This window comes from Pseudomonas sp. GW821-FHT10B02, assembly GCF_059415665.1.
The window spans coordinates 212486-235372 of sequence record NZ_JBWKNR010000009.1; the positions used below are offsets into that span (position 1 = coordinate 212486).

General features: G+C 63.2%; 18 protein-coding genes. 14 read left to right on the forward strand and 4 right to left on the reverse strand.

Annotated elements, in window-relative coordinates; genetic code table 11:
• Window positions 1-26: 26 nt before the first annotated feature.
• The 3 genes from AC07OF_RS15530 to AC07OF_RS15540 all read right to left on the reverse strand — a co-directional run bounded on the left by AC07OF_RS15530 (window position 27) and on the right by AC07OF_RS15540 (window position 3415).
• Window positions 27-773 (reverse strand): enoyl-CoA hydratase, encoded by a 747-nt coding sequence (locus AC07OF_RS15530; protein ID WP_495073116.1) that lies wholly within the window; start codon window positions 771-773, stop codon window positions 27-29.
• 30 nt (window positions 774-803) lie between these two features.
• A complete protein-coding gene (locus tag AC07OF_RS15535) occupies window positions 804-1400 on the reverse strand; it encodes a cupin domain-containing protein (RefSeq protein WP_342625635.1) in 597 nt (198 codons plus the stop codon).
• Between the two features lie 65 nt (window positions 1401-1465).
• Complete coding sequence (locus tag AC07OF_RS15540) at window positions 1466-3415, reverse strand: oxidoreductase (RefSeq protein WP_495073117.1); 1950 nt, start codon at window positions 3413-3415, stop codon at window positions 1466-1468.
• A gap of 184 nt (window positions 3416-3599) precedes the next feature.
• Here AC07OF_RS15540 and AC07OF_RS15545 point away from each other — a divergent pair, with 184 nt between their 5' ends.
• The 13 genes from AC07OF_RS15545 to AC07OF_RS15605 all read left to right on the forward strand — a co-directional run bounded on the left by AC07OF_RS15545 (window position 3600) and on the right by AC07OF_RS15605 (window position 20651).
• A complete protein-coding gene (locus AC07OF_RS15545; RefSeq protein WP_342625463.1) occupies window positions 3600-4637 on the forward strand; it encodes an ABC transporter substrate-binding protein in 1038 nt (345 codons plus the stop codon).
• 72 nt (window positions 4638-4709) lie between these two features.
• Window positions 4710-5471, forward strand: coding sequence for a class II aldolase/adducin family protein (locus tag AC07OF_RS15550; RefSeq protein WP_495073118.1), 762 nt, complete (start codon window positions 4710-4712; stop codon window positions 5469-5471).
• A 167-nt stretch (window positions 5472-5638) separates the two neighbouring features.
• A complete protein-coding gene (locus AC07OF_RS15555; RefSeq protein ID WP_157192448.1) occupies window positions 5639-6283 on the forward strand; it encodes a TetR family transcriptional regulator C-terminal domain-containing protein in 645 nt (214 codons plus the stop codon).
• A 69-nt stretch (window positions 6284-6352) separates the two neighbouring features.
• The gene (locus tag AC07OF_RS15560; RefSeq protein ID WP_157192449.1) at window positions 6353-7069 is read left to right on the forward strand and encodes a response regulator; all 717 of its coding nucleotides are present in this window, start codon (window positions 6353-6355) and stop codon (window positions 7067-7069) included.
• 5 nt (window positions 7070-7074) lie between these two features.
• On the forward strand, window positions 7075-7848 hold the full coding sequence (locus tag AC07OF_RS15565) for a substrate-binding periplasmic protein (protein WP_495073119.1): 774 nt from the start codon (window positions 7075-7077) through the stop codon (window positions 7846-7848).
• A complete protein-coding gene (locus tag AC07OF_RS15570; protein ID WP_495073120.1) occupies window positions 7845-10100 on the forward strand; it encodes an ATP-binding protein in 2256 nt (751 codons plus the stop codon). Before AC07OF_RS15565 ends, AC07OF_RS15570 begins: the two co-directional genes overlap by 4 nt.
• 204 nt (window positions 10101-10304) lie before the next feature.
• Complete coding sequence (locus tag AC07OF_RS15575) at window positions 10305-11708, forward strand: amino acid permease (protein WP_157192452.1); 1404 nt, start codon at window positions 10305-10307, stop codon at window positions 11706-11708.
• 597 nt (window positions 11709-12305) lie between these two features.
• Complete coding sequence (locus tag AC07OF_RS15580; RefSeq protein WP_157192453.1) at window positions 12306-13097, forward strand: enoyl-CoA hydratase/isomerase family protein; 792 nt, start codon at window positions 12306-12308, stop codon at window positions 13095-13097.
• 31 nt (window positions 13098-13128) lie between these two features.
• Window positions 13129-14289, forward strand: a complete 1161-nt coding sequence (locus AC07OF_RS15585; RefSeq protein ID WP_495073121.1) for an acyl-CoA dehydrogenase family protein — start codon at window positions 13129-13131, stop codon at window positions 14287-14289.
• Window positions 14290-14307: 18 nt separating this feature from the next.
• Window positions 14308-16407 (forward strand): acetate--CoA ligase family protein, encoded by a 2100-nt coding sequence (locus tag AC07OF_RS15590; protein ID WP_476447208.1) that lies wholly within the window; start codon window positions 14308-14310, stop codon window positions 16405-16407.
• Between the two features lie 10 nt (window positions 16408-16417).
• Complete coding sequence (locus AC07OF_RS15595; RefSeq protein WP_495073122.1) at window positions 16418-18025, forward strand: 5-guanidino-2-oxopentanoate decarboxylase; 1608 nt, start codon at window positions 16418-16420, stop codon at window positions 18023-18025.
• Window positions 18026-18052: 27 nt separating this feature from the next.
• Window positions 18053-19243 carry a pyridoxal phosphate-dependent aminotransferase gene (locus AC07OF_RS15600; protein WP_157192457.1) on the forward strand — a complete coding sequence of 397 codons (1191 nt, stop codon included), beginning with the start codon at window positions 18053-18055 and terminating at the stop codon, window positions 19241-19243.
• Complete coding sequence (locus tag AC07OF_RS15605; protein WP_495073123.1) at window positions 19236-20651, forward strand: aldehyde dehydrogenase family protein; 1416 nt, start codon at window positions 19236-19238, stop codon at window positions 20649-20651. The genes AC07OF_RS15600 and AC07OF_RS15605 overlap by 8 nt, the downstream gene beginning before the upstream one ends.
• 21 nt (window positions 20652-20672) lie before the next feature.
• Here the strand turns inward: AC07OF_RS15605 and AC07OF_RS15610 are convergent, their stop codons facing one another.
• Window positions 20673-21113, reverse strand: coding sequence for an Rrf2 family transcriptional regulator (locus AC07OF_RS15610; protein WP_133213102.1), 441 nt, complete (start codon window positions 21111-21113; stop codon window positions 20673-20675).
• A gap of 163 nt (window positions 21114-21276) precedes the next feature.
• Here AC07OF_RS15610 and AC07OF_RS15615 point away from each other — a divergent pair, with 163 nt between their 5' ends.
• Window positions 21277-22878 (forward strand): ABC transporter substrate-binding protein, encoded by a 1602-nt coding sequence (locus AC07OF_RS15615; protein ID WP_157192459.1) that lies wholly within the window; start codon window positions 21277-21279, stop codon window positions 22876-22878.
• Window positions 22879-22887: the final 9 nt, after the last annotated feature.

A 22887-nucleotide genomic window follows, 5' to 3' on the forward strand; every position in this document is an offset into this window, starting at 1 on the left:
ATCGCGGGGCAAGCCCGCTCCCACCGTCAATCCTTTACCAGAGCACGCAACGCCGCTTTCGCCTCGGGCGTATGCAGACGTTCGATAAACAGCAGACCCTCGCGACGCACGCAGGCTTCCAGTTCTGCCCGATGGGTATCTTTGAGTAACCGTTTGCTGACCCGCAGCGCTTCCTGCGGCAGGCTTTGCAGGCGCTGCGCCAATTGCCGGGCAGCGCTCAGGCATTGTTCGCCGTCCTCATGCAGCTCATTGGCCAGGCCCCATTGCACGGCCTGTTCACCGGTCAGCAGCTCGTTGCACAACAGCAGCCGAGCCGCCCGGGGGTGTCCCAGCAAGCGTGGCAACAACAGGCTGGAACCAAACTCCGGGCACAAGCCCAGCGGTACAAAGGGCATGCGCAGTTTGGCCGAGCGGCTGACCAGCACCTGATCGCAGTGCAACAGCAGGGTGGTGCCGATACCGATGGCAGCGCCGGACACGGCGGCAATCAGCGGCTTGTCCAGGGCCATGACAATGCGCATCAGGCGAAACACCGGGCTGTCCATGTCGCTGGGTGGGTTGTCGAGAAAATCCTTGAGGTCGTTACCGGCGCTGAAGCACTGGGCGCCGCCGGTGATGACGATGACCTCGACCTGCCGGTCTTCGCTGGCTGCTTGCAGCATCTCGCCCAATTGGCTGTACATGGCACTGTTCAAGGCGTTGAGCTTGTCTGGCCGGTTGAAGGTCAGGGTCAGCAAGCCGTTGTTCAGGTCACGGATAATCAGGTCGGTCATGGCATGCCTTTATTGTTTTTGTCTTGGGGTTCAGAAGGTCGGTGGCGTGATCACCCAGATGACCACGGCATCGACCTCGCCAGGGTTGCCGTAGCGGTGCGGTTCCTGGCTGGAAAAACTGAAGCTGTCGCCTTCGTTGAGCTGAAAGTAGCGATCGCCCACCCACAGCTCGAAACTGCCGGACAGCAGATAGCCGGCTTCTTCGCCTTCATGGCTGTAGCTCTGCTGGCTGTAGGTGCCAGGCGGGAAGCGCGAGTGGAGCATTTCCAGCTCACGGTTCGGCTGCGGAGTCAGTAGCTGGTCAACGATGCCATCTTCGTAGTGGACACTCAGGCGGCTGTTTTTACGTACCACGTATCCGTTGTCTTCAGGGTCGGTGCTGGTTTCGCTGGCGAAAAACCACTGGATGGTCACGCCCAGGCTGCGGGCGATGTTGAACAGCGCCGGAATCGACGGGTAGGACAGGTTGCGTTCCAGCTGGCTGATGTAGCCAGCGGTCAGCTCGCTCTGCTGGGCCAGCTCGGCCAGGGTCATGCCCCGGCGTTTGCGCAGGCCGCGAATACGCGTGCCGAGAAACTGCGGGGCGGCGGCGCCTTCCTGGCTGGGAACGGCGCCGGCGGGCGGCATCTTGCTGCTGTTGCTCATGGGGTGCTCCGAACCGCACGCTGCAAAGCCCCGGAGTATAAACAGGCTCAGAGCGTCCAGGCGACCTTCAATCCTTCGTAAATGGCTTCTTCGGCGGTGCGTGGGGCCAGGCAATCGCCGATCCGCTTCACTTGCACCAGGCCGCTGAGCTCGTCTACCAGGGTATCGACCGGTTGATGACCCTGGCACAACACCAGGGTGTCGATGTCCTCGAAGATCATCGGCTCGCCGCTGGCGGTGTGCTGCAGGTACACGGTGTTGTCATCGCAGCCGTAGAGGCGGGCGTAGGGGGTGATGGGGATGCCGAGTTTATGCAGCTCACCGGCCATCTGGTCGCGTACGTACAACGGCAGGTTTTCGCCGCAGTGGGTGCCATTGACCGCCAGCTGCACCTGGTGCCCGGCGCGGACCAGGCGTTCGGCGATGCCCGGGCCGATCCAGTCGCAGCGCCAGTCCACCACCAGCACCGAACGTCCGAGCGTGACTTCATCGCGCAGCACTTGCCAGGCATCGACGACCTGCAGTTCACCCCCACGCTCGAAGGCCGGCCAGTAAGGTTCGGCACCGGTGGCGACGATCACCAGGTCGGGCTGTTCACGTTCCACCAGGGCGCGATCGACCCGGGTGTTGCGTACCACCTCGACCCCGGCCAGCTGCATTTCGCGCTGCAGGTTGGTGCTGGCGCCGCCGAACTCGGCACGGCGCGGCAGCAGTTGCGCCAGCAGTACCTGACCGCCCAGTTGTGAACTGGCTTCGTACAGGGTCACCTCGTGCCCGCGTGCTGCCGCCACTGCGGCGGCTTTCATGCCGGCCGGGCCGCCACCGGCGACCATGATGCGCTTGCGTTGCGGCGCTTTCTGAAGCTGGCCGAACTGCTGTTCACGCCCGGTTTCCGGGTGCTGGATGCAGGAGATCGGCAGGCCGCGATGGAAATGGCCGATGCAGGCCTGGTTGCAGGCGATGCACGCCCGCACATCCTCGGCATGGCCGCTGTCGGTCTTGTTGGGCATCTCTGGGTCGCAGATCAGCGCGCGGGTCATGCCGCAGACATCGGCCTGGCCACGGGCGAGGATCAGTTCGGCTTCCTGCGGCTGGTTGATGCGCCCGGTGACGAACAGCGGAATCGACAGGCTGGCCTTGAAGGTACCGGCTTCGCGCGCCAGGTACGCCGCTTCGATGGCCATCGGCGGGACGATATGCACCGCGCCGCCGAGCGAGGCCGAGGTGCCGGCGACGATATGCACATAGTCGAGCGCCGACTGCAGCGCCTGTACCGCCGCCAGCGACTCGTCCTCGGTCAGGCCCTCGGCATCGCGTTCGTCGGCGCTGATGCGCAGGCCGATGATGAAATCCGGCGCGGTAGCGGCGCGTACCGCCGCAATCACTTCGCGCAGAAAGCGCAAGCGCTGTTCCAGCTCGCCGTTGTAGCCATCGGTGCGGCGGTTGACCCGTGGGTTGATGAACTGCGCCGGCAGATAGCCGTGGCTGGCGACCACTTCGACGCCGTCGATCCCGGCCAGATAGAGGCGCCGTGCGGCGTCGGCATAGCCTTGCACAATTTCGTCGATCATCGCCTGGTCGAGGGCCCTCGGCATCACCCGGAAGCGTTCATTGGGTACCGCCGAGGCTGAATAAGCCACGGCCAGCAGGCCGTCGCTGGACTCCATTATTTCCCGGCCAGGGTGAAAAATCTGCGACAGCACGACCGTGCCATGGGCATGACAGGTCTCGGCCAGCTGGCGGTAACCCTCGATGCAGGCATCGTCGGTGGCCATCAGCACATGCGAGGTGTAGCGCGCACTGTCGTGCACCCCGGCCACCTGCAGCACGATCAGGCCGACGCCGCCTTCGGCGCGGGCCTTGTGGTAGGCGATCAGGCGGTCGTTGACCAGGTTGTCGGTGGGGATCGAGGTGTCGTGGCCGCTGGACATGATGCGGTTCTTCAGGCGTTTGCCACGGATTTGCAGCGGTTCGAACAGGTGCGTGAAGGTCGACATGCTGTGCAGGCTCCAGCGGGTTGTTGTTTTTATTTTTCTATAGAAGTGTACCGCCAGTAAAAAATCAACTTGTTTTTTTACTTGGCATTGACTAGTTTTCGATTCACCCCGAGTCCTGGGGCACACCTCACAACAACAAGAAAACGGACTGCGCCTGGCGCGGTACCAGCATGAGGAACCACGAATGAAAGCGAACCTGCTCAAACTCTCGCCCTGGCTGCTTGCCCTTGGCCTTGGCAGTGCCCAGGCAGCACCGGACATGGTGGTCGTCGCCTACGGCGGCGCCGGTCAGAAAGCCCAGGATGCGGCGATCTTCCAGCCTTTCAGCGCCCAGGACGGCAGCAAATTGATCCAGAGTGAATACAACGGCGAAATGGCCCGGATCAAGGTGATGGTCGACACCGGTAACGTCGACTGGGACCTGGTCATGATCGAGGCGCCGGACCTGATGCGCGGCTGCGAGGAGGGCATGTACGAGCGCCTCGACTGGGCGCAGATCGGCCGCGCCGAGCAGTTGATTCCCGATGCCGCACAGGAATGTGGTTCGGCGGTGCTGGTGTGGAGCGTGGCGATTGCCTACGACAAGAACAAACTGGCCCAGGCGCCGGCATCATGGTCGGATTTCTGGGACGTGCAGAAGATCCCCGGCAAGCGCGGCCTGCGCAAACGCGCGGTGTACAACCTGGAGTTCGCCCTGATGGCTGACGGCGTCAAAGCCGAAGATGTCTACAAGGTGCTGGCGACCCCGCAGGGTGTCGACCGCGCCTTCGCCAAACTCAGCGAACTCAAGCCCTACATCCAGTGGTGGGAAGCCGGTGCGCAACCGGCGCAATGGCTGAGCGCCGGCGACGTGGTGATGACCTCGACCTACAGCGGCCGGATCGCCGTCGCCGCGCAGGAGGGTAGTTCATTGGCCGTGGTCTGGCCGGGTAGCCTGTACGGCATGGACTACTGGGCGATCATCAAAGGCTCCAAGCATGTCGACCAGGCCAAGCGCCTGATCGCCTTCGCCAACCAGCCCGACACCCAGGTGCGCTACGTCAACGCGATCCCTTACGGGCCAACCAACACCGAGGCGGCCGCAGAGCTTGATCCGAAGCTGGCCAACTGGGTGCCGACCTCCAAGCAGAACCTTGAAGGCGCCCTGGCGATGAACGTCGAGTTCTGGGTCGATCATGGCGATGAACTCGAAGAGCGCTTCAACGCCTGGGCCAGTAAGTAACCCTTGATGGCTGGACACCGCCGGGTGTCCAGCCCTATTGTCTGGCCAGCCATTTGCCTGAGAACAACAACAATGAATCCGACTGAAACCGAACTGCGCCTGCGCCAGGAACTGGCCGCCTGTTACCGGCTGATCGCGCATTTCCGCATGACCGACCTGATCTTCACCCATATTTCGGTGCGTATTCCTGGCCCCGAGCACCACTTTCTGATCAATCCCTACGGCTTGATGTTCGATGAAATCACCGCTTCCAACCTGGTGAAGATCGACCTGCAGGGCAATGCCGTCGAGCCTTCGCCGTACCCGGTAAACCCGGCGGGGTTTGTGATCCACAGCGCCATTCACGGCGCCCGTGAAGATGCCCAGTGCGTGCTGCATACCCATACCAAGGCCGGTTGTGCGGTGGCCGCGCTCAAGTGCGGGTTGCTGCCGGTCAACCAGATCTCCATGGAGTTCTACGGCAAGGTCGCTTACCACGACTACGAGGGCGTGGCGCTGGACATGGACGAGCAGCAGCGCCTGGTGGCTGACCTCGGCGACAAGCCGGTGTTGATGCTGCGTAACCATGGTTTGCTGACCGTGGGCGAGACCGTCAGCGAGGCGTTCCTGCGCATGTATTACCTGGAAAAAGCCTGTGAAATCCAGCTGGCAGCGCAAGCGGCCGGTGAGATTGTGCTGCCATCCGATGCGGTCTGCGCCCATACCGAGCGCCAGTTCAACGATCACGCGCGGCAGCTCAAAGAAGGCGAGCTGACTGATAGCGGCGCGATGCAGCTGGCGTGGAAGGCCTTGTTGAGGATGCTGGAACGGGTGGCACCGGACTATCGCGACTGATTGGGAGTTGTTGTACAGTTGTTCAACAGCGTGTGGGAGCCAGCGTTGCTGGCGATGCCCGGCAAAGCCGGGCCAGAGGGCTACGCACCGAATGCGGAGGGCCCCATCGCCGGCAAGGCCGGCTCCCACAAGATTGCTGCTCCCCCCAGACCCGAAGAGAACCGTCGATGAGCCAGGAAGCCCGTTACAGCCGTATGGTCCCGGAGTTGCGCAAGGCCAACCTGGTCGAAGCAACGCTGGTGTGTCTGAAGCGACACGGCTTCCAGGGCGCCTCGATTCGCAAGATCTCGGCCGAGGCGGGGGTTTCGGTGGGGTTGATCAGCCACCACTATTCGGGCAAGGACGAACTGGTGGCCGAAGCCTACATGGCGGTCACCGGGCGGGTCATGGGCCTGATCCGCGAAGCCATGGCCCAGGCCGCACCGAATGCCCGCGAGCGCCTGTCGGCGTTCTTTCGCGCCTCGTTCTGCGCTGAACTGCTCGACCCGCAACTGCTCGATGCCTGGCTGGCGTTCTGGGGTGCGGTGAAAACCGCCGAAGCGATCAACCAGGTGCACGATCACTCCTACGGGGAATACCGCAATGAACTGGGCCGCCTGCTCAGTGAACTGGCGCGGGAGGAGGCCTGGCAGGCCTTCGATGCCGACCTAGCGGCCATCAGCCTGAGCGCTTTGCTCGACGGTTTGTGGCTGGAATCGGGGCTCAATCCCGGCACCTTCACCCCCGAGCAGGGCGTGCAGATCTGTGAGGCCTGGGTCGATGGCCTGCAAGCCGGTGGACGGCGGCGCTTCACCCTGACCGAGGGCTGTTGATCGGTCGTTCAGTAATGGGTAGGCTGCTGTCGCGAGTTACATAACAACGACTATAAGAGACAACACGCAATGACGCCTCGGGTACTGATCGTCGACGACGATCCGCTTATTCGCGACTTGCTGCACGCCTACCTGTCCCAGGAAGGCTACGACGTTCACTGCGCCGACACCGCCGAACAGGCTGAAAATTTTCTGGCCAGCCACAGCGTCGACCTGGTGATGCTCGACATCCGCTTGCCGGGCAAAGACGGCCTGACCTTGACCCGCGAGCTGCGGGTACGCTCGGAAGTCGGCATCATCCTTATCACCGGTCGCAACGACGACATCGACCGTATCGTTGGCCTGGAGTGTGGCGCCGACGACTATGTGATCAAACCGCTCAATCCTCGCGAGCTGGTGTCGCGGGCGAAAAACCTGATTCGCCGCGTGCGCCATGCCCAGGCCTCGAAGCCGGTAGCCACCAGCCCCCACGCCCTCAAACAGTTCGCCGACTGGGCACTGGATACTGACCGCCGTCGCCTGATCGACCCGCAGGGCGGCGAAACCCTGCTGACCCATGGCGAATTCCAGCTGCTCAGCGTGTTCCTGCGCAACAGCGGCCACACCTTGAGCCGCGACCAGTTGATGGACCAGATCCGCAACCGTGAATGGGTGCCCAACGACCGCTCCATCGACGTGCTGGTCGGTCGCCTGCGGCGCAAGCTGCACGACGACCCGGCCGAGCCGCAGCTGATCATCACTATCCACGGCGCCGGTTACCTGTTTACCGCCAGCGTGGCGGCCTGATCGCCATGGGCCGCTGGCTGGGCCTGCTGATGCTGGTGCTGGCCCCGTGGCTGCAGGCCGCCGAGCGCATCCGCTATTGCGACTATCCGGTGTACCCGCCGGTGTCCTGGAGCGACGGCAAGCAGGTGCGCGGCCTGGCGCCAACCGTGGTGCGCGAGCTGTTCGGGCGATTGGGCTACGAGGTCGAGATGGTTGTGCTGGGCAACTGGAAGCGCTGTTTGCTCGACGCCGCCGAAGGCCGGGTAGACGTGGTGCTGGCCTACAACAGTGACCAGCGTGACCAGGGCATGCGTTTTTCCAGGGTGCCGGTGCTGCGCGAAGAAGTAGCGGTGTTCGTCAATCGCCAGCGACCGGTGAAGTTCGAGCGCCTGCAAGATCTGGCCGGCTATCGCGGTGGGCTGTTGTTTGGCGAAAGCTACGGCCCTGAGTTCGACCAGTTCGTCGCCAGGCACCAGAACATCGAATGGGTGTCATCCAGTCAGCAGAACTTCGGCAAGCTGATTCGCGGCCGTATCGACTTCGTCATTCAGGAGCGGCGCACCGGTCAGCTGTTTGTTGAACGTCTGCCCGGTGGTGAGGATATCCAGGCGTTGCCTGCGGCCCTCAGCGTGGATTACCTGCGTGTCGCCGTTTCGCGTCACTCCAGATTGAGTCAGCACATGGCGCAGATAGACGAGCAGCTGCAACGCATGACCGACAGCGGTGAGATCGAGCGCTGGCTGCAGCAGAGCGAAGTGACCTACCGCGACATGATCAACCTGCCGGCAGACGCGCGATGATCCGCCTGCACGCTGATGGCCTGCTGCGCCGCCTGTTGCTGTTCATTCTGTTGTTCAGTCTGTGCTTCACGGTGCTGGCCAGCACCGTGCAGCTGTATTTCGAGTACCGCCGGGAAATGCGCGATATCGATGCGCGCATGGCACTGATCCGGGTTGGCTACCTGGCCAGCCTGGAACGCAGCCTCTGGGATCTGAACCAGGAGCAGATCAGCGTGCAGCTGCGTGGCCTGGTGGATTTTTCCGATGTCGCCCGGGTGCGACTGAGCAGCGCCGACTTCAACCTGCTGCAGGGTGACGCCAACCCGCCGGGGCCGCTGCGCATCGAACGTTTCCCCCTGGATTTCCAGCCGCCGTCGGGGCCGTTGCGCCATCTCGGTGAGCTTGAGGTGAGCATCGATCTGGGCGCGGTGCATCGGCGTCTGTTCGCCACCGGGCTGACCAGCCTGTTATGGATGAGTGTGTTTCTCTGTGGCTTGGCGATGGCCTTGTCGGGCCTGTTCTATCGTCTGGTCACCCGTCATCTGCAGGTCATGGCCGAATTCGCCCGGCGCATTGGCGCCGGCGACTGGCAGGAGCCGCTGCGCCTGCATAAGCGTCGCTCAGCCCGGTTAGATGAGATCGACACCGTGGCGCATGCCCTGGATGACATGCGCCGGGCGATTCTCCGCGATATCGAGCGGCGCGAAGTGGACCGTCTGGCCTTGCAGGACAAACGCGACGAGCTGCAAAAGATGGTCGAACGGCGTACCGCCAGCCTGATGCGCGCCAAGGATGAGGCCGAGGCGGCGAACCTGGCCAAATCGCGTTTTCTGGCGACCATGAGCCATGAACTGCGCACGCCGCTCAACGGCATTCTCGGCATGGCTGAACTGCTGCGCGGCGCCGGACTCAATGTGCAGGACGGCAAGCGTCTGGATGCCTTGTACAAGGCCGGTGAAGGGTTGCTGACCATTCTCAACGAAGTGCTGTATTTCGCCCGTCTGGAAGAAGGCGAAACCCATCCCGAAGCCGTGGTTTTTTCCCTGCGTCAGCTGTGCGACGAAGTCATCACCCTGCTTGAACCCAGGGCGTTGGCCAACGGCAGTACCCTGACGTGCCATATCGATCCGCAGTTGGCCGAGCGTCAGCAGGGCGCCGAGCAGTTTCTGCGTCAAGTGCTGAGCAACCTGCTGGCGAACGCGATCAAGTTCACCGAAGGCGGGCAGGTCAGTGTCCAGGTCCAGGTGCTGGGCGAGCAGGACGGCCAGCAGTGGGTGCGGGTGAGTGTCACCGACAACGGCATCGGTATCGCCGAAGCAATGCAGGCGAAAATCTTCGACCGTTTCACCCAGGCCAGCGAAGCCGTGGCGCGGCGCTATGGCGGTACCGGCCTGGGGTTGGCAATCAGTAAACATCTGGTGGAAAAACTGGGTGGACGGATTGGCCTGCAAAGCACCGAGGGGCAGGGCAGTTGTTTCTGGTTCGAGCTGGGTCTGGCATCCGCGCAGCAACAGCCGCTCACGCAGGTACCCACACAGGTGGTCGCGGCCCTGGACATCCTCGTGGTCGAGGATGTGGCGTTGAACCGTGATGTGGTAGAGGGCCTGCTCAAACGCGATGGCCACCGGGTCTGGCTGGCCGAGGAAGCCGGGCAGGGCATGGCGCTGTGCAGTCAGCGGCGTTTCGATCTGATCCTGCTCGATGTGCATTTGCCAGGTATCAGCGGCGTTGAGCTGTGCCGACAGATTCGCAGCAGCCCCGGGCCGAACCGCGACACGCGGATTCTGGCGCTGACCGCCAGCGTCCAGCCAGCACTGGTGCAGGGTTTTCTCGAAGCAGGCATGCACGGAGTGCTGGCCAAGCCGTTGAAACTGGAAAGCCTGCGTCAGGCCCTGGCCGCCGAGCGGCCGCTGCCGGAGGACGCAGCGGATGACTCGGACCTGGACCACGCACTGCTGAACACCCATCGCCAATTGCTGGGCGAACAGAAAGTGCAAGGGTTGCTGGAGGTCTTGCAGACGCTGATTGCCCAGCACCGCAGCGCCTTGGCCGAGGCCATCGCTGCGCATGACTGCACTGAAATAGTCCACCTGGCCCATCGTTTGGCCGGCAGCAGCGACTCCCTTGGCTTCTGTGGCCTGGCCCGGGTGTTGCGAGCCCTGGAGGAGGCGGCGATGGCACGCAACCTGACCGCTATCGACGGCGTGCGGGAGGCTTTACAGGTGCAGATGCAACGGGCGCAGCAGACGCTGGAACGCCTGATCCAGCGCTGACGTACAAAAATCTTACGACTTTTTACATCTTCGATCTTTACGTACAACTGCACCTTACATCGCTTTCCAATAATCGACGCTAACCGCACTGCACGCGGTCTTCGAAGCTTATTGGAGATAATAATAATGAACTGCCGTAAAGCTCAGCCGTCCCCGCGTTATCGCCAGTCCCTTTCGCCCCTGCGCCACTGTTGAGGTGCCGACATGAGCGAATCTACCGAACGTAAAGGCATTCACCTCACTCGCGCGCTGAAGAGCCGGCACATTTTCATGCTGTCGCTGGGCGGCGTGATCGGCACCGGCTTGTTCATGGGCTCGGGGGTAACCATCAACCAGGGTGGGCCGGTGGGTGCGATCCTGGCTTATCTGGTGGCGGGCTTCCTGATGTACCTGGTGATGGTCTGCCTGGGCGAGCTGTCGGTGCAGATGCCGGTGTCCGGCTCGTTCCAGGCCCACGCCACCAAGTACATCGGCCCGGCCACCGGCTTCATGATCGGCTGGGTGTACTGGATGAGCTGGGCCACCACCGTCGGCCTGGAGTTCACCGCGGCGGGCATGCTGATGGTGCGCTGGTTCCCCGAGGTGCCGATCTGGTACTGGTCGGCGCTGTTCGTGGTGGTGCTGTTCGGCCTCAACGCCCTGGCCACCCGTGCCTTTGGCGAAGCCGAGTACTGGTTCTCGGGGATCAAGGTGGCGGCGATCCTCGGGTTCATCATTGTTGGCGTGCTGGTGATCTTCGGTGCCATCCCGCTGAGCAGCGGCGCACCGGCACCGATGATGAGCAACCTGATTGGCGATTCGCTGTTCCCCAACGGCTTGTCGGCGGTGTTCGCGGTGATGATGACCGTGGTCTATGCCTTCCAGGGTTGCGAGATCATGGGCGTGGCGGCGGGTGAAACCGACCAGCCGGAAAAGAGCATCCCGCGTGCGGTGCGCAACGTGGTGTTCCGCGTGCTGATCTTCTATGTGCTGGCGATCGTGGTGCTTTCGGCCATCGTTCCGTGGCAGCAGGCCGGCTTGATGGAAAGCCCGTTCGTGCAGGTGTTCGACATGGTCGGTATTCCCTATGCGGCTGACCTGATGAACTTCGTCATCCTCACGGCGATTCTGTCGGTGGGCAACTCCGGGCTGTATGCCTCGACGCGGATTCTCTGGGCCATGTCCAAAACCGGCATGGCGCCCAAGAGCCTGTCGCCGCTGAGCAAGCGCGGGGTGCCGTTGCGGGCGCTGAGCATCACCTTGTGCTTTGCCCTGGTGTCGCTGATGACCAGCTTCGTTGCTGCCGACACGCTGTTCATGGTGCTGATGGCGGTGAGCGGGATGTCCGGGACGGTGACCTGGATCGTCATTGCCCTGGCGCAGTATCGCTTCCGCAAGGCGTTCCTGCGTGATGGCGGCAAGTTGACTGACCTCAAGTACCGCGCACCGTTGTATCCGCTGGTGCCGCTGCTGTGCATCACCCTGTGCAGCTCGCTGTTTGTGTTCCTGGCGCTGGATGAGACGCAGCGGCCTTCGCTGTACTGGGGGTTTGGTTTTATTGCAGTGTGTTATGCGGCGTACTTCATCATCAATCGCAAGCGGCAAGTGGTGTTGGCGCCGTCCGTCTAACGCATCCCGCTCCCACCCGGTGGGAGCGGGCTTGCCCCGCGATGAGGCCCTCGGGTTTGAGTACATATCCATTGGCGGAGGTGGCGCTGAGTCACCTTTCCGCCCTTACGGCGGCTTACTTTTTCAGTCGAAAAAAAGTAAGCAAAATTCTCGCCCCACCAGGGGCCCTACGCTGCGCTTCGGGTTCCTTCGCTCCGGTGCCGCTACGGGGCATTGCGAGCTACGAGTTGCAAGCAACTCTACGCTTCGCAACTTCGGCTACGCCGAAGGCGCTGCGCGCTAGCCCCTCCACGACACCTCCACTCAGCCCTACTGGTTAACGGGGCCGGTGGATCAAGATCAAAAGCAGATCAAGATCAAAAGCACAATTCGCTTCGCTCTTGCTTTCGCGATGGGGATGGCAGTTGTGCGAAGTTGTAACAGCGCTCAGGTCGCTTTGTGTTTCTGTAAGTATTTATTCAATAAAAACAGTTAATTAAGAGTGTAATTTCATCTGTTACATCACTATTTTTTCCCGATTGTCTCCTTGTTGAACACTCGTTTAGTATGGCCTCAAGTCCTACCCCTCACGCCAACCACAATAATTCGAGGCCTCCCATGACTGGTTCCCCATCTCTGCTGAGCAAAGTCGAAGCCGGCGTTGCCTGGATCACTCTCAACCGCCCTGACCAGCGCAACGCGCTGGACATCCCCAGCCTGAAGAAGCTCCACGCCTTGCTCGATGACTGCAACGCCGACCCCGCCGTGCGCGTGGTGGTGCTGACCGGCAGCGGGCGTAGCTTCTGTGCCGGGGCGGATCTGGCCGAATGGGCTGAGGCCGAAGCCCGTGGCGCGCTGGAAAGCTATGGCTGGACCGAGACCGCTCACGCTCTGATGCAACGCCTGCATAGCCTCGACAAACCGACCATCGCCGCCATCAACGGTACCGCCGTCGGCGCCGGGATGGACCTGACGCTGTGCTGTGACCTGCGCGTGGCCGCCGCATCAGCCCGTTTCAAGGCGGGCTACACCAGCATGGCCTACAGCCCCGACGCCGGTGCCAGCTGGCATCTGCCACGACTGATCGGCAGCGAACAGGCCAAGCGCCTGCTGTTCCTCGATGAACTCTGGGGCGCCGAACGAGCGCTGGCCGCCGGGCTGGTGGGTGAGGTGTGCGCCGATGACCAGTTGCTGGCAGTCACCGCAGAACTGGCCGGACGCCTGGCCAACGGCCCGACCTTCGCCTTCGCCCAGACCAAAACCCTGATCCGTGACGGCGCCCAGCGCACCCTCGGCGAGCAGTTGCAGGCCGAGCTTGCCGCCGGGTTGCTGTGCGGGCGCAGCGAGGACGGCGCCGAAGCCTTGCGTGCAGCGGTCGAAAAGCGCGCGGCAAAATTCGTTGGTAAATAAACACTTACACGACCTTCTTCAGGAACATTCCATGAATTTCCAACTGACCCAAGAACAAGAAATGTTGGTGGAAGCGGTACGCAGTTTCGTCGCCAAAGAGTTGCTGCCCCATGAGGAGGCCGTGGACCGCGCCGACGAGGTGTCGCCGGAGCTGGCCGCGCAGATTCGTGGCAAGGCCATCGCCGCAGGCTTTTATGCGTTCAACATGCCCGAGGAAGTCGGCGGTGGCGGTCTCGATTACCTGTCTCAGGCGCTGATCGAGCGTGAGCTGTCCAAGGTGTCGTGGGCGGTGCATGTGTTTGTCGCGCGTCCGTCGAAGATCCTCATGGCCTGCAAGGATGAGCAGATCAACGATTACCTGCTGCCATGCATCCAGGGCGAAAAGGTCGACTGCTTTGCCTTGACCGAGCCGGGCGCAGGCTCCGACGCCAACGCGATCAAGACCCGTGCCGTGTGCGAGGGCGACGACTTCGTCCTCAATGGCAGCAAGCATTTCATCAGCCACGCCGGGCACGCCGATTTCGCCATTGTCTTCGCCGTGACCGATACCTATGAGCACAACGGCCGCAAGCGCAACGCGGTCACTGCGTTCCTGGTTGACCGTGGTACCCCGGGCATGACTATCCGCCGTGGCCCTAAATGCGTGAGCAACCGCGGTTATCACACCTACGAGATGTTCTTCGACGATTGCCGGGTGTCGGCCAGCAAAGTGCTCGGTGAAGTGGGCAAGGGCTGGGAAGTGGCCAACGCCTGGCTCACCGCCGGGCGAGTAATGGTCGCCGCCAACTGCGTCGGCCAGGCCCAGCGCGCGCTGGACGTTTCGCTGCAATGGGCCGCCGACCGCAAGCAGTTCGGCCAGCCGATCGGTACCTATCAGGGCGTGTCGTTCAAACTTGCCGACATGGCCACGCAGATCCGCGCCGCTGAGCTTTTGACCCTGCACACCGCCTGGAAGATGGACCAGGGCAGCATGACCGATGGCGAGGCCGGCATGGCCAAGCTGTTTGCCAGTGAAGTGCTGGGCAAGGTCGCCGACGAAGCCGTGCAGATTTTCGGCGGCATGGGCCTGATGGATGAAGGCCCGGTCGAGCGGATCTGGCGCAATGCGCGGATCGAGCGGATCTGGGAGGGCACCTCGGAGATCCAGCGGCACATTATTTCCCGCGAACTGTTGCGCCCTCTGTTGCGTTGATCGGGTCGGAGAATACTTATGTCGCAGTCGATTCGTGACAACCTCAAACGCCTGCTGGCGCCGCGTCACCTGGCCTTTGTCGGTGGCCGCAGCATGGCGCGGGCGTTCAAACGCTGTGCCGAAGGCGGCTATCAAGGCCAGATGTGGCTGGTCAATCCGCAGCACGACAGCATTGATGGTATTCCCTGTGTGCGCAGTGTTGCCGAGCTGCCCTGCGGCCCGGACGCGGTGTTCATCGCCACCAACCGTGAGCTGACGCTGACGTGTGTCGCCGAGCTGGCCGCCATCGATGCCGGCGGGGCGATTTGCTATGCCTCGGGCTTTGCCGAAGCCGGCGCCGAAGGCCTGGCGTTGCAACAGCAACTGCTCAAGGCCGCCGGCAACATGGCCTTGCTCGGCCCCAACTGCTACGGCCTGCTCGACTACCTGCACAACAGCGCCCTGTGGCCGGTGGCGCACGGCGGCAAGGCAGTGGAGAAGGGCGTGGCGATCCTGACCCAGAGCGGTAACTTCGCCTATAACCTGTCGATGAGCGACCGCTCCTTGCCAGTGGCCTACATGGCTTCGGTGGGCAACCAGGCGCAGTTGGGCATCGCCGAGCTGATGGATGTGCTCCTGGATGAACCGCGGGTGACCGCCATCGGCCTGCACCTGGAGGGGCTGAAGAACGTTCCGGGCTTTGCCCGCGCCGCACACAAGGCGCTGGAAAAGGGCATTCCGATCATTGCCCTGAAAACCGGGGTGTCGCAGATCGGTGCCGAGCTGGCCCTGAGTCATACCAGCTCGCTGTCCGGCTCCGATGCGCTCTATGACAGCCTGTTCCAGCGTCTGGGAGTGATCCGCGTCAGCGGCCCGGTGAGTTTCGCCGAAACCCTCAAGGCCGCCGCCTGCGGCAACTTGCCCAAAGGCCGCAGCCTGATTGCCCTGGCCTGTTCCGGTGGCGATGCCGGGCTGATCGCCGACTATGCCGAACGCAACGAACTGACCCTTCCGAAACTCGATGCCGGTCAGGTCGATGAGCTGGCCCAGGTACTGCCGGCGTACGCCAACCTGGTCAACCCGCTGGACTTCACCACGGCCATCTGGGGTGACGGCGGCGCCCTTGAACGCATGCTCGACAGCGCCCTGCGCAGCGAGGCCGACGCGGCCATGCTGGTGCTCGACTATCCGGCCGAGTTTACCGGCGAGCGCAAGGAATGCGACCTGCTGCTGGAACTGTACAGCGCTGCGCTCAAGCGCCACGGCAAGATCGGCTTTGTCACCTCGGCATTCCCCGAGTTGCTCCCGGCCAGTGCCCGCGAACGCCTGCATGGCCATGGCATCGCGGCGTTGCAGGGGGTTGAGGACGGGCTGGCGGCCTGGGGACGGATCGCGGCCTACCAGAGCAACCGTCAGGCCTTGCTGGATCTCGGTGAGTCGGCGCTGGTGCCGCTGTGCCCGCAAGCGCTTGAAGGCGACAGCGAACTGCTCAATGAGTGGGATTCCAAGCAGGCATTGAAGGCCTTCGGCTTGCCGGTTCCCGCTGGCGTACTGAGTACAGCCGGTCAGGCTGTCAACGCTGCGCAAGCCGTGGGTTTTCCATTGGTACTCAAGGCCGTCAGCACACAGTTGCCGCACAAGACCGAAGCCGGTGCCGTGGCGCTCAACCTGCGGGACGCGCGAGCACTGGACAGCGCCGTGCAACAGATGCGCGCACGGATTGGCGCTTATGCGCCGCATGTGCCGTTTGACCAGGTGCTGCTCGAACCCATGGCCAGTGCGCCACTTGCCGAGCTGATCGTCGGTATCAAGCGGGAAAACGACTTCGGCCTGGCCCTGGTGATCGGTGCAGGCGGGATCCTCGTCGAGCTGCTCAAGGACAGCAAGACTTTGCTGTTGCCGACCACTGACGGCGCCATTCGCGCGGCCGTGCTCGGCTTGCGCAGCGCCAGTCTGCTGCAGGGCTTCCGTGGCCGTGAGCACGCCGACCTCGATGCCCTGGTCGCGGCAATCCGCGCCGTGGCCGACTACGCCTGCGAAAACGCCGGGCAATTGCTCGAACTGGATGTGAACCCATTAATGGTCGGTGCCCAGGGCACCACCGCGGTCGATGCGTTGATTCGCCTCGGCCAGGCGTAAGGAGCACAACATGCACAACACTCCCTTGACCGGCGGCCAGGCCCTGGTCCGCCTGTTGGCCAACTACGGCGTCGACACGGTGTTCGGTATTCCCGGGGTGCATACCCTGGAGCTGTACCGTGGCCTGCCCGGCAGCGGCATCCGTCACGTCCTCACCCGTCATGAACAGGGCGCAGGCTTTATGGCTGACGGCTATGCCCGGGTCAGCGGCAAGCCCGGTGTGTGCTTTGTCATCACCGGTCCAGGTGTCACCAACGCCGCCACCGCCATTGGCCAGGCCTATGCCGACTCGATCCCGATGCTGGTGATTTCCAGCGTCAACCACACGGCCAGCCTTGGCAAAGGCTGGGGCTGCCTGCACGAAACCCAGGATCAGCGCGCCATGACCGCGCCGATCACGGCGTTTTCTGCCGTGGCCTTGAGCGCCGAGGACTTGCCGGAGCTGATTGCCCGCGCCTATGCGGTGTTCGACAGTGAGCGGCCACGCCCGGTGCATATCTCCGTGCCACTGGATGTGCTGGCGGCGCCGGTAAAGCGTGACTGGAGCAATGAAGTAGTCCGCCGCCCAAACCGTGGTTTGCCGGCGAGTTGCCTGCTGGAAGAGGCAGCGGCCAAGCTGGCAGCGGCTAAACGACCAATGATCATCGCCGGTGGCGGCGCGTTGCAGGCTGCCGATGCGCTGCAGCAATTGAGTACCCGCTTGGCGGCGCCGCTGTTCACCAGCGTTGCCGGTAAGGGTCTGCTGGCTCCGCAGGCGCCGCTGAATGCCGGAGCGAGCCTGTGCGTCGAGCCTGGCTGGAAGCTGTTCGCCGAGGCCGATGTGGTCCTGGCCGTGGGCACCGAGATGGCCGACACCGACTTCTGGCGTGAACGCCTGGAGCTCAATGGCGAGCTGCTGCGGGTGGATATCGACCCCCGCAAGTTCAACGATTTCTACCCGTGCGCACTGGCCTTGCAGGGTGATGCACGGCTCACTGTCGGCGCCTTGCTGGAGCACTTGCCAGACATCAAGCGCGACCCCGAGACGGCAATCGCTTCGGTCGCTGCCTTGCGTCAGGCGCTCAAGGCCGGGCATGGCCCGCTGCAGACGATCCACCAAGCGATTCTCGACCGGATTGCCGCCGAGCTGCCGGACAACGCCTTCATCAGCACCGACATGACCCAGCTGGCCTACACCGGCAACTACGCCTTCGCCAGCCGCGCGCCGCGCAGCTGGTTGCATCCTACCGGCTACGGCACCCTGGGCTACGGCTTGCCCGCGGGCATCGGCGGCATGTTCGCCACCGAAGACCGTCCGGGCCTGGTGCTGGTCGGTGACGGCGGCTTCCTTTACACCGCTCAGGAACTGGCCACGGCCGTCGAAGAGCTGGACCGTCCGCTGGTTGTGCTGTTGTGGAACAACGACGCGCTGGGGCAGATCCGCGACGACATGCTCAACCTGGATATCGAGCCCATCGGCGTGCTGCCGCGCAACCCCGATTTTGCCGGGCTCGGCCGGGCGTTCGGCTGCACCGTGGCGCAGCCAGGCAGCCTCGATGAACTGCAACAGGAACTGCGCGCCGGCTTCGCCCGCAACAGCGTGACCCTGATCGAGCTCAAGCACGCCTGCGCTCGCTGACGTCCAACCCTATTCAGGAAGATTGCCATGCGCTTTTCCGATCTGACCCAACGCATCGCCGGTGACGGCGCTGCCGCCTGGGATATTCACTACCGTGCCCTCGAACTGCAGGCGCAAGGCCAGGACATCCTCTTGCTGTCGGTCGGCGACCCGGATTTCGACACCCCGGCGCCCATCGTCCAGGCCGCTATCGACAGCCTGCAGAACGGCCACACCCACTATTCGGACGTACGCGGCAAACTGGCCCTGCGCCAGGCCATTGCCCGGCGTCACCAGCAGCGCAGTGGCCAGACGGTCAGCGCCGATCAAGTGACGGTGCTGGCGGGTGCCCAGTGCGCGCTGTTCTGCGTCGCCCAGTGCGTGCTCAACCCCGGCGATGAGGTGATTGTCGCCGAGCCGATGTATGTCACCTACGAAGCCGTGTTCGGCGCCTGTGGCGCGACCGTAGTGCCGGTACCGGTGCGTTCCGAGAACGGCTTTCGCGTGTGCCCTGAAGATGTTGCCGCGCGGATCACCCCGCGCACCCGTGCGCTGGCCTTGAACAGCCCGCACAACCCCTCGGGTGCAAGCCTGCCGCGTTCGACCTGGGAGGCTTTGGCCGAGCTGTGCATTGGTCATGACCTGTGGCTGATTTCCGATGAGGTCTACAGCGAGCTGTTGTACGAAGGTGAGCACATCAGCCCCGGCAGCCTGCCGGGCATGGCCGAGCGCACGGCGACTTTGAACAGCCTGTCCAAGTCCCATGCCATGACTGGCTGGCGCGTGGGCTGGGTGGTCGGCTCGACAGCCCTGGCCACGCATCTGGAAAACCTCGCGCTGTGCATGCTCTACGGCTCGCCGGACTTCATTCAGGACGCTGCAGTAGTAGCTCTGGAGCAACAGTTGCCAGAGCTGGTTGCGATGCGCGACGCCTACCGCCAGCGCCGCGACCTGGTCTGCCAGTGCCTGGCCGATTGCCCGGGGCTCAAGGCCCTCAAGCCGGATGGCGGCATGTTCGTGATGGTCGATATCCGCGAAACCGGCCTTAGCGCTCAGGACTTCTCAAACCGTTTGCTGGACCGCCATGGCGTGTCGGTGCTGGCCGGTGAAGCCTTCGGCCCGAGTGCGGCGGGGCATATCCGCCTGGGCCTGGTGCTGGGTGATGAGCCACTGCGCGATGCCTGCCAGCGCATTGCCCGCTGCGCGGCGGAACTGATGGAGGCCAAGGCCCATGCGTGAATATTCGCGGCTGTTTATCGATGGCACCTGGCAGGTGCCGTCCGGACAGGGCATGGCGGAAGTGATCGACCCGGCCAGCGAGACGGTCGCCGGTCGCGTGCCACTGGGTAACGAAGAGGACGTCAACCGTGCCGTAGCGGCAGCGCGCCAGGCATTTGCCGAGTGGTCGCGCACGCCATCGAGCGTACGCGCAGGTTACATCCGCGCCTTGGTTGCGCAACTGACCGCACGTGCCGAGGAAATGGCCAGTGTTATCACCGCCGAGCTGGGCATGCCGGTGCAGTGGTGTCGTCCCGTGCAGGTGGACGGACCGATCGCCGGGCTTGAGCAGTACATTGAACTGGCCGGCCTGATGGATGAAGTGCGTGAGGTCGGTAATTCTCTGGTGTACCGCGAAGCTGTCGGCGTCTGCGCGTTCATCAACCCGTGGAATTACCCGCTGCACCAACTGATCGGCAAACTGGCTCCGGCATTGGCAGCAGGCTGCACCGTAGTGGTTAAACCCAGTCAGGAAACCCCGTTGCACGCCTTCCTGCTGGCTGAGATGATCGAAGCCATCGGCTTGCCGGCCGGGGTATTCAACCTGGTCAGCGGGCCCGGCTCGAAAGTCGGCGAAGCATTGGCCCGGCATCCGCAGGTCGACATGGTCTCGTTCACCGGGTCCACCGGTGCCGGTGTGCGTGTCGCGCAAGCCGCTGCGCCGACGGTGAAACGCGTGTGCCTGGAGCTGGGCGGCAAGTCGCCGTTGCTGATTACCGCCGATGCCGACCTTGACGCCGCTGTGCGCTACGGCGTGCAGGACGTGATGATCAACTCCGGGCAGACCTGCACCGCCTTGACCCGCATGCTGCTGCCTGCCAGTCGCTATGACGAGGCTGTGGAGATCGCTCTGGACGAGACCCGCAAACTGGTGATGGGCGATCCGCAAGACCCGCAAAGCCTCCTCGGGCCCATGTGTTCGGCGGCGCAGCGGCGCACGGTGCAGGATTACATCCGCATCGGCCAAGAAGAGGGCGCGCGTTTGCTCTGTGGTGGTGACAGTGCAGCAGGCTTCGAACGGGGGTTCTACGTGCAGCCAACCCTGTTTGCCGACGTCGACAACCGCATGCGCATTGCCCAGGAGGAGATCTTCGGCCCGGTGCTGTGCCTGATTCGCTACGACGATGAAGCGCAGGGTATTGCCCTGGCCAACGACTCACCCTTTGGCTTGTCCAGCGCCGTCTGGGCGGGTGATCGCGAGCGCGCTTTGCAACTGGGTCGGCAACTGCGTGCCGGGCAGTGCTTTATCAATGGCGCAGCCTTCAACTACCAGGCGCCGTTTGGCGGCTACAAACAGTCGGGGAACGGCCGGGAGTGGGGCGAGGAGGGGCTGGCCGAGTTCGTCGAGATCAAGGCCATGCAGATCTGATCTGAGGTACTCCGGGCAGGCTCAGGCCTGCTCGGCCTTCTCCAGCGGCTTGTCGAACGCCACAAACAACTGGTCAGCGGTGATCGCACCGAGGTCCAGGCGCATGTTGGCCTCCAGCATGGCGAACAGCCGGGTGAACACCTCGAACACCTTGCAGTGGTCTTCCAGACCGGAGAAGGGGTTGTCGATCTTCTCGGCGATCAACGAGCTTTCCTGCACCGCGTCATACACCTCGCGCAAGGTGATTTCACTGGCCGGACGGGCCAGGGTCAAGCCGCCGTGGGCACCGCGCCAGGATTTGAGGATGTTGGCCTTGACCATCAGTGAGACCAGGCTGCGCACGCGCGTAGGGTGGGTCTTGACCCATTTGGCAATGGTCTCGGTACGCAGCTTCTGCGGGGCGTTGGCGGCCACGAACGACAGTATGTACGAGGCGGTGATCAGGCGAGTCGACTGGCTCATGGTCGGTAGAGTCCTTTGAAAAATTCCATCCTGAAAGGGGCTTGGCAGCGGTGTGTGATTGAGTCTAATGTAATTGTCACGATGACAAATACAAATATTTGCAGCATCGATGCGTGCGAAGTCGGCTGAATCCTTTTCTCTGCGCTTCAACAGGGGCAATGCCATGAGCGATAACAACAACAAAATTACTCAAGCGATGCACGACGGCGGCTTGCCGCGTCGCGATTTTCTCAAGTACAGCGCCACGGCAGCCGCGGTGGCTGGCGCCTTCAGCCTTGGCTTGCCGATGCGCGGCTGGGCCGAGGAGGCCACGCCCAAAGCCGGCGGCGTGCTGCGCATGGGCCTGGCCGGTGGCAGCACCACCGACTCGCGTGACCCGGGCACCTGGGCCGATACCTTCACCTTTGTCGGCTTCTCGGCAGTGTACAACACCCTCAGCGAAATCGCCGTGGATGGCAGCGCCATTCCGGAACTGGCCGAGCGCTGGGAACTGAGCCCCGATGCGCGGATCTGGACCTTCACCCTGCGCAAGGGCGTGACCTTCCACAACGGCAAGACCCTGGATGCCAACGATGTCGTAGCGTCGATCCAGCATCACCTCGGCGACAAGTCCACCTCGGCAGCCAAGACCGTGCTCGGCGACGTCGCCCAGGTGCGCGCCGAAGGCAACGATACCGTGGTATTCGAGCTGCATTCGGGCAACGTCGACTTTGCCTATGTGGTCGCCGACTATCACCTGGCGATCATGCCGGCCAAGGACGGTGCCGCCGACTGGCAGTCTGGCGTGGGCACCGGCGGCTACCGCCTCAAGGGCTTCGAGCCCGGTGTGCGCATGGACCTGGAACGCAGCCCGGATTACTGGAAAGCGGGCAGGGCGCATTTCGCCAGTGCCGAGCTGCTGGCCATCGCCGATGGCGCGGCGCGGGTCAATGCGCTGGTCACCGGTCAAGTCGATGTGATCAACAAGGTCGACCTGAAAACCGTGGCCTTGCTCAAGCGCAACCCGAACCTGGCCATTGAAGAAACCAAAGGTGCCCAGCACTACACCTTCCCGATGCTGACCGACAGCACGCAGTTCCAGGACAACAACATCCGCCTGGCCCTCAAGCACGCGATCAACCGCGAGACCTTGCTCGCCTCGGTGCTCTACGGCTACGGGCAGATCGGCAACGATCACCCGATCCAGCCCGGCAGCCGCTTTATCAATAGCGCGCTGGAGCAGCGCGCGTATGACCCGGACAAGGCACGCTTCTACCTGCGCCAGGCTGGGGTCGATTCGCTCAAGGTGCGTCTGCAAGCCTCCGATGCCGCGTACACCGGTGCCGTGGACGCTTCGGTGTTGTTCAAGGAGCAGGCGCGTCAAGCCGGTATCGACATCGACGTGGTGCGCGAGCCGGCCGATGGCTTCTTCAGCAACGTGTGGATGAAGCAACCTTTCACCACCTCGTTCTTCTACAGCAGCCTGACCGCCGACCGCATGTTCAGCATCGGTTACGCCAAAGGCGCGGCGTGGAACGAAACGCACTGGGACAACCCGCGCTTCAACCAGCTGCTCAATGCCGCCCGTGGCGAGATGAACGCGCCGCTGCGCCAGGAGATGTACAACGAAATGCAGGCCCTGTGCCGCGACGAAGGCGGGGCGATCGTGCCGCTGTTTGCCAGTTCCGTGGCTGCCCGCTCCAAGCGCGTCACCCATGGCGGGGTGACTGCGCCCTACGGTGAGCTGGACGGTCTGCGCCTGATCGAGCGCTGGTGGCAGGCCTGAGGGCTGAAC